This is a genomic window from Streptomyces sioyaensis (assembly GCF_004122735.1).
Lineage (GTDB): Bacteria > Actinomycetota > Actinomycetes > Streptomycetales > Streptomycetaceae > Streptomyces > Streptomyces sioyaensis.
Map to the genome: position 1 here is coordinate 36970 of NZ_SDIF01000053.1, position 7619 is coordinate 44588.

The 7619-nt window shown below is 71.3% G+C and carries 6 protein-coding genes and 1 other RNA gene; all 7 read right to left on the reverse strand.

Translation table 11 applies throughout. The annotated features are described in order from the left end of the window. Positions 1–313: 313 nt before the first annotated feature. On the reverse strand, positions 314–1474 hold the full coding sequence (locus tag EST54_RS19220) for an aspartate-semialdehyde dehydrogenase (RefSeq protein WP_129248871.1): 1161 nt from the start codon (positions 1472–1474) through the stop codon (positions 314–316). Next, on the reverse strand, positions 1471–2742 hold the full coding sequence (locus tag EST54_RS19225; protein WP_093484354.1) for an aspartate kinase: 1272 nt from the start codon (positions 2740–2742) through the stop codon (positions 1471–1473). Before EST54_RS19225 ends, EST54_RS19220 begins: the two co-directional genes overlap by 4 nt. Positions 2743–3138: 396 nt before the next feature. Continuing rightward, entirely contained in the window at positions 3139–3801 is a 663-nt protein-coding gene (locus EST54_RS19230) for a DUF5063 domain-containing protein (protein WP_129248872.1), read from the reverse strand. Next, complete coding sequence (gene recR, locus EST54_RS19235) at positions 3794–4393, reverse strand: recombination mediator RecR (RefSeq protein ID WP_129248873.1); 600 nt, start codon at positions 4391–4393, stop codon at positions 3794–3796. Before recR ends, EST54_RS19230 begins: the two co-directional genes overlap by 8 nt. A gap of 51 nt (positions 4394–4444) precedes the next feature. Continuing rightward, positions 4445–4795 (reverse strand): YbaB/EbfC family nucleoid-associated protein, encoded by a 351-nt coding sequence (locus EST54_RS19240; protein WP_129248874.1) that lies wholly within the window; start codon positions 4793–4795, stop codon positions 4445–4447. Positions 4796–4954: 159 nt separating this feature from the next. Then, positions 4955–7420, reverse strand: a complete 2466-nt coding sequence (locus EST54_RS19245; RefSeq protein WP_129248875.1) for a DNA polymerase III subunit gamma and tau — start codon at positions 7418–7420, stop codon at positions 4955–4957. Positions 7421–7465: 45 nt separating this feature from the next. Continuing rightward, an RNA gene (gene ffs, locus EST54_RS19250) (signal recognition particle sRNA small type) lies at positions 7466–7564 on the reverse strand. Positions 7565–7619 lie beyond the last annotated feature (55 nt).

Here is a 7619-nt window from a genome sequence, read left to right on the forward strand (position 1 = left end):
CCTGAATGCCCTAATTGCCCCGACGCGAATGCCCCGCCATCCGGGGACTCACTCTGCAGCCCGCTGATCCCCCGGGCCACCCCTGAAGGCGGCCACAAAGACGCTCCCCGCCCAACTACCGGTTGCAGTACGACGGGGAGCGAATGGTCGAACAGATCGTCAGCCCAGATCAAGAGGTGGGGACCGGCGATTCGCTCACAGGATCTTCACACGCCCCACAAAGTATCTCCCAGGCGGTCGGCGCACGGCGCCCGATCCCGCCAAGTCGCGTACTCCGCAGGCCCCGAGCCCGGCCCCGCGGGCCCGCGTCGCCCTACCGCCGGGGCTCCCGCCCCCGCAGCTCCGCCGCCACCAGTTCCCCCAGCTGCGCGGTGTTCAGCGCCGCCCCCTTGCGCAGATTGTCGCCGCACACGAACAGCTCCAGCGCCCGCGGATCGTCCAGCGAACGGCGCACCCGCCCGACCCAGGTCGGATCCGTACCGACGACATCGGACGGGGTGGGGTACTCGTCCTCGGCCGGATCGTCGCACAGGACCACTCCGGGCGCCGCGGCCAGGATCTCGTGTGCGCCGCCGACCGTGACCTCGTTCTCGAAGCGGGCGTGCACGGACAGCGAGTGGGTCGTGATCACCGGCACCCGTACGCAGGTCGCGGTGACCGGCAGGTCCGGCAGCCCGAGGATTTTGCGGGACTCGTTGCGGATCGTGAGCTCTTCGGAGGACCAGCCGTCCTCCTGGAGCGAGCCGGCCCAGGGCACCACATTGAGCGCGATCGGCGCCGGGAACGGCCCCAGCGCGTCCCCGGCGGCCCGCCGCACATCGCCCGGCGTGGTCCCCAGTTCCGTACCGGACACCGCGGACAGCTGCCCCCGCAAGGTGTCGATGCCGGCCTTTCCCTCCCCGGAAACGGCCTGGTAGGAGGAGACGATCAGCTCGCTCAGCCCGTACTCGGCGTGCAGCGCCCCCAGCGCGACGATCATCGAGAGCGTCGTGCAGTTCGGGTTGGCGATGATGCCGCGCGGGCGCACCCGCGCCGTGTGCGCATTGACCTCGGGGACGACCAGCGGCACGTCCGGGTCCATCCGGAACGCGCCGGAGTTGTCCACGACCACCGCGCCCTTGGCCGCCGCGACCGGCGCCCAGCGCGCGGAGACCTCGTCGGGGACGTCGAACATCGCCACGTCGATACCGTCGAAGGCCTCCTCGCTCAGCGCGACGACCTCGACCTCCGCGCCCCGGACGGTCAGCTTGCGGCCGACCGGGTCAGGGTGATCCCCCCGACCCGAACGCGGCTGGGGGGAGTCGATCAGCCGGATCTCGCCCCAGATGTCGGCCCGCTCGGAGAGGATGCCCAGCAGAACGCCGCCGACGGTGCCCGTGGCACCGACGACGGCGAGCTGCGGCCGGGCGGCCGGGCGGGCGTCCGCCCCCGCCGTGTCAGCGTGGGACGGACGGCCCGCCTCGGCCGGAATCATCGCCCGGTGCCGCCATAGACCACGGCTTCGTCACTGTCGGTGTCGAGACCGAAGGCGGTGTGGACGGCGCGCACGGCCTCGTTCACGTCATCGGCGCGGGTGACGACCGAGATACGGATCTCGGAGGTCGAGATGAGCTCGATGTTCACGCCCGCGTTCGACAGCGCCTCGAAGAAGGTCGCCGTGACGCCCGGGTTGGTCTTCATCCCCGCGCCGACGAGCGAGATCTTGGCGATCTGGTCGTCGTAGCGCAGCGAGTCGAAGCCGACCGCCGCACGGGTCTTCTCCAGGGCCGCGACGGCCTTGCGGCCCTCGGTCTTGGGCAGCGTGAAGGAGATGTCGGTCAGACCGGTCGACGCGGCGGACACGTTCTGCACGACCATGTCGATGTTGACCTCGGAGTCCGCGATGGCACGGAAGATGCGCGCGGCCTCGCCCGGCTTGTCCGGGACTCCGACGACCGTGACCTTCGCCTCGGAGGTGTCATGTGCGACGCCCGAGATGATTGCCTGCTCCATCGGCTGGTCCCCTTGCGGTTCGTTGCTGACCCACGTGCCCTGCAGTCCCGAGAAGGACGAGCGGACGTGGATCGGGATGTTGTAACGGCGTGCGTACTCGACGCAGCGGTGCAGCAGCACCTTGGAGCCGGAGCTGGCCAGCTCCAGCATGTCCTCGAAGGAGATCCAGTCGATCTTCCGGGCCTTCTTCACGACCCGCGGGTCGGAGGTGAAGACACCGTCCACATCGGTGTAGATCTCACAGACGTCGGCGTCCAGGGCGGCCGCCAGCGCGACGGCGGTCGTGTCCGACCCGCCGCGCCCCAGCGTCGTGATGTCCTTCTTGTCCTGGGACACGCCCTGGAAGCCGGCGACGATGGCGATGTTGCCCTCGTCGACGGAGGTCTTGATCCGGCCCGGCGTGACATCGATGATCCGTGCCTTGTTGTGCACGGAGTCGGTGATGACACCGGCCTGGCTACCGGTGAAGGACTGCGCCTCGTGACCGAGGTTTTTGATCGCCATCGCCAGCAGGGCCATGGAGATCCGCTCTCCGGCGGTCAGCAGCATGTCGAACTCGCGCCCCGACGGAATCGGGGACACTTCCTGCGCGAGATCGATCAGCTCGTCCGTCGTGTCGCCCATCGCCGAAACCACCACGACAACCTGGTTGCCGTTCTTCTTGGCCTCGACGACTCGCTTGGCAACGCGCTTGATGCCCTCGGCATCCGCAACGGATGAGCCGCCGTACTTCTGCACGACAAGGCCCACGTGCGCTCCTCGCAACTGTCTCATCGGGAGTTTCCTCCCGGACCCCCGGAAATGGGGGTACTGCGGTCGGCTCAGTCTAACGAGCAAGCGGAGTCCGCCCTGCCAATACCACATCGTGAGACGCGCGACTCACTGGTTGACCACCGTGATCGCGTTGATCACCATGGCCACCTGACTCGTGAGTTCCGCGTCCCGCGGCGGATCCACAAGGCGCACCGTTGCGCCTGCCCGGCGAGCACATGCCCGCTCCCGGCCGGTACACACGAAAACGTAACCCAGCTCACAGGCTCCGGCCACGGCGCGAGGCATCACCCGACAGCCGGCGTCAGGCGCCTTGCGCGCCCCGGCGGCGGGCGACGGCCGGGGCGTGCCCGGCCGTGGCGGCCGCCCCCGGGATCAGCTTCCCCGCAGCCCCAGCGGCGCCGCGATCTCCGCCGCCATGACCTTTCCGGCCTCCTCGGCGAGCTGCTCCTCGTCGGCGGTGACGTCGCTGTCGGTGTCCAGGCCGTCCAGCTCGACCAGCGGCTGGTCGAGGCGTACGTGGGCGACCAGCGACTGCAGCGCGCGCAGTGCGGCCGAGGCGGTCGGGCCCCAGTTGGAGAGGTAGGAGAACTGCCACCACCACAGGGCCTCGCTGACCCGGCCCGCCCGGTAGTGCGCCAGGCCGTGGCGCAGATCGGTGATGATGTCGGCCAGGTCGTCGGAGATCCGGCTGGCGACCGGCTCGCTGCGCGGCACATACGGGTCGAAGACCTCGGAGTAGACGTCCACCGGGTCGAGCAGGGTCGCAAAGCGCTCGCGCAGCTCGTCGACGTCCGGTTCCGGGCCGGTGTCCGTCTCGTACCGCTCGTCGGGAACGAAATCCTCGTGGGCGCCCAGGCGGCCGCCGGTGAGCAGCAGCTGGGAGATCTCCAGCAGCAGGAAGGGCACCGCGCTGTCCGGCTCGTCGCCCTTGGCGACCTCGGTCACCGCGACGATGAAACTCTCGATCGAGTCGGAGATCGATACGGCGAAGTCGTCCGGGTCCTGTGTCGCGTTGTGCAGCGTGGCATCAGACATCGAGAAGTCTCCTCCCTTCGAAGGCCCGCCCGAGCGTGACCTCATCTGCGTACTCCAGATCGCCCCCGACCGGCAGTCCGCTCGCCAGTCGCGTCACTCTCAGGCCCATGGGTTTGATCATGCGGGCCAGATAGGTGGCCGTGGCCTCGCCCTCCAGATTCGGGTCGGTGGCCAGAATCAGCTCGGTGACGGTGCCGTCCGCGAGCCTGGCCAGCAGTTCCCTGATCCACAGGTCGTCGGGGCCCACGCCCTCGATCGGGCTGATCGCCCCACCGAGGACGTGGTAGCGACCGCGGAACTCGCGCGTCCGCTCGATCGCCACGACGTCCTTGGGCTCCTCCACGACGCAGATGACCGCCGGATCGCGCCTCGGGTCCAGGCAGACCCGGCACTGCTCCTCCTGCGCCACATTGCCGCAGACGCCGCAGAACCGGACCTTCGCCTTGACCTCCATCAGCGCGTTCGCGAGCCGGCGGACATCGGTCGGCTCGGCCTGAAGAATGTGGAAGGCGATCCGCTGCGCGCTCTTGGGACCGACGCCGGGCAGCCTGCCCAGCTCGTCGATCAGGTCCTGGACCACGCCTTCATACACGGAACGTCTTCTTTCTCTTCTGCCGTGCTGCGTACGCTAGTTGGCTACTCCTCAGAAGGGGAGACCCGGGATTCCGCCACCGCCCAGACCCTCGGCGAGCGGGCCGAGCTTCTGCTGCTGCAGCTGCTGGGCGCTGGCGTTGGCGTCCCGGACCGCCGCCAGGACGAGGTCGGCGATCGTCTCGGCCGTCTCCTCCGCGGAGTCGGTGTCGACCGCCTTGGGGTCGATGACCAGGCCCGTGAGTTCGCCGGAGCCGGTCACCGTGGCCTTGACCAGGCCGCCGCCCGCGGAACCCTCGACGGGTGTCTCCGCGAGCTCCTGCTGGGCGGCCGCGAGATCCTGCTGCATCTTCTGGGCCTGCTGAAGCAGCTGCTGCATATTGGGCTGACCACCGGGGATCACGACGTGACTCCTGCCGTACGACAACGATTGGTGCGGTAGCCCGAGCCTACGTGTTTCACGGGCCCCGCGCCCTACGCCGGAGGGAGGAGCACGGGTGTACGTCCGGTGGACATCCGCTGACCTGCTTTGCGGCCCGTCCGGGGCGCTTGTGGGCGCCCTCTACTCGTTGTTGAACTCCTCCAGCACCGTCGCGCCGAGCTCGCGGACGATCAGGTCGTGACCGCTGAGCGCGGAGTCGACGAGATCGGCGTCGTCCTCGGCCGGCATGTCGTACTCGATCGACGAGGGCGGGGGCTCCGGCGGCGTGTACGAGGGCTCCGCCACGGGCCCGCCCTGGGCGCCACCCGCGGACGCCGCCGGCGACACGGCCTCCCGGGCCATGCGCGCGCCCTGGCTGCCGCCACCTCCGGTCCCTTCGCCGCCCGCTCCGTACCGGCCCCCGGACGACGGGGACGCGGCCGGGCCGCTCTGCTGGGGCGGGGGCTGCGGGGCGCCCTGCTGGGGTGCGGCGGGGCCGCCGCCGAAGCCGCCACCGCCACTACGGGGGGCACCTCCGGCCGGCGGCCCGGCGCCGCCCGACGGGTCGACGATCGCCTCGACCCGCCACTGCACCTGGAACCGCTCGGCCAGCACGTCCTTGAGCACGTCCTCGCTTCCGCCGTTGGCGAAGCTGTCGCGGGCGCCGGCATTGGGGAAGCCGATCTGCAGCGTCGTGCCGTCGAAGCCGGAGACCTGGGCGTTCTGGCTCAGCAGGATCCAGGTGAAGCGCCGGCGGTCCTTCACCGCTTCCAGGATGTCCGGCCACATCTGCCGTACCTGAGCGGCACCCTGCGCCGCCCCTGGGGCCGCACCGGCGGCCTGCGGGGGCTGCTGCGATGCGGGCGCGGGCGAGCCGGCCGGCGGTCCGGACACGGCGGGGGGCGCGGACGGGGCGGGCGCACCGCCCTGCCCCGGCGCCACGGCCGTGGGCCAGCCACCGGGCTGTCGTCCGGCGCCCCCGCCGGCCGGGCCGCTGCCGCTGTCGGCGCCGCTGCCCCTGCTCGTGCTGCCCGGCCAGGCCCCGGGCCGGGCCGCCGCACCCGCACGGCCGCCGTCCTGCCCAGAGGGCTGCTGTGCCTCCGCCGGGGCGCCCTGCGGCGCCCCCGCGCCTCCGCCCTGCTGCTCCCCGCCGGGACCGGCCCCCGGGCCGCCGGACGCCCCCGTTCCTGCCGTCTGTGCTGCCGGAGCGGCCGGAGCGGGGGCACCGCCCCCCTGGCCGGCGCTCGTCGCGCCCCGCACCGCGGCACGCGCCGCGGCCGGACCGGACGGTCCCCCGGCCGGCATCGCCGGATGCGCCTCCGGCCCCGGTACATAGCCCGCCGCGGGCCCGCCACCGGAGGCCACCACCGGCCCGGCCCCGGGCCGGGGCTCTCCCCCGGAGCCCACACCGCCGCCGGTGCCGCCGGCCCCGCCCAGCAGCGCGGCACCCGCACCGCGCTCCAGGCGGTCCAGCCGCGCCTGCACCGACCGCTCGTCGTCGTACGCCGCCGGCAGCAGCACCCGGGCGCAGATCAGCTCCAGCTGCAGCCGCGGCGAGGTCGCCCCGCGCATCTCCGTCAGGCCCGTATTGACCAGGTCGGCGGCCCGGCTCAGCTCCGCCGCCCCGAAGACGGACGCCTGCGCCGTCATCCGCTCCACCACATCGGCGGGGGCGTCGATCAGCCCCTTCTCCCCCGCGTCCGGCACGGCCGCCAGGATCACCAGATCCCGCAGCCGCTCCAGCAGGTCCGCCACGAAGCGCCGGGGGTCGTTGCCGCCCTCGATGACCCGGTCCACGACCTCGAAGGCCGCCGCGCCGTCCCCCGCGGCGAAGGCCTCCACGATCGAATCCAGCAGCGACCCGTCGGTGTAGCCCAGCAGCGCCGTCGCCATGGCATATGTCACACCGTCCGCACCGGCGCCGGCGAGCAGCTGGTCCATCACGGACATCGAGTCCCGCACCGACCCGGCGCCGGCCCGCACCACCAGCGGCAGCACCCCGTCCTCGACCGGGATGTCCTCCCGCCCGCACACCTCTGCCAGGTACTCCCGCAGCGTCCCCGGCGGCACCAGCCGGAACGGGTAGTGATGCGTACGCGACCGGATCGTCCCGATGACCTTCTCGGGCTCGGTGGTCGCGAAGATGAACTTCAGATGCTCCGGCGGCTCCTCGACGACCTTCAGCAGGGCGTTGAAGCCCGCCGAGGTCACCATGTGCGCCTCATCGATGATGTAGATCTTGTACCGGCTGCTCGCCGGCCCGAAGAAGGCCTTCTCGCGCAGCTCACGGGCGTCGTCCACGCCACCGTGCGACGCCGCGTCGATCTCGATCACGTCGATCGAACCCCGGCCGTTCCTGGCCAGGTCCACACACGACTGGCACGTCCCGCAGGGAGTGGGAGTGGGACCTTCCTCACAGTTGAGGCAGCGCGCCAGGATCCGCGCACTCGTCGTCTTGCCGCACCCACGCGGCCCACTGAACAGATAGGCGTGATTGACCCGATTGTTCCGCAGAGCCTGCTGCAGCGGATCGGTCACGTGCTCTTGCCCGATGACCTCGGCGAAGGTCTCGGGCCGGTAGCGGCGGTACAGCGCAAGGGACGACACGCATACGACGATATCGGGCCCCACTGACAACCGACCGGCCCCACAAACGCAAGCGCCCCCCACGCACCCGCCAGAGCCGACCTACCCTTGCTGCCTTCCGGCCCTGGGGGAGTTCAGTCAGATAGCGCCACGTGAGGGGCTGCGCACCACAGTAGCTGATTCCCCGCCCGAGAAACGACCCGTACCCCCACCCCCGACC

Excerpts from the sequence above, each read along its gene's own strand:
- EST54_RS19230 (WP_129248872.1), bottom strand. The coding sequence starts at position 3,801 with ATGTCTGATGCCACGCTGCACAACGCGACACAGGACCCGGACGACTTC.
- EST54_RS19220 (WP_129248871.1), bottom strand. The coding sequence starts at position 1,474 with ATGATTCCGGCCGAGGCGGGCCGTCCGTCCCACGCTGACACGGCGGGG.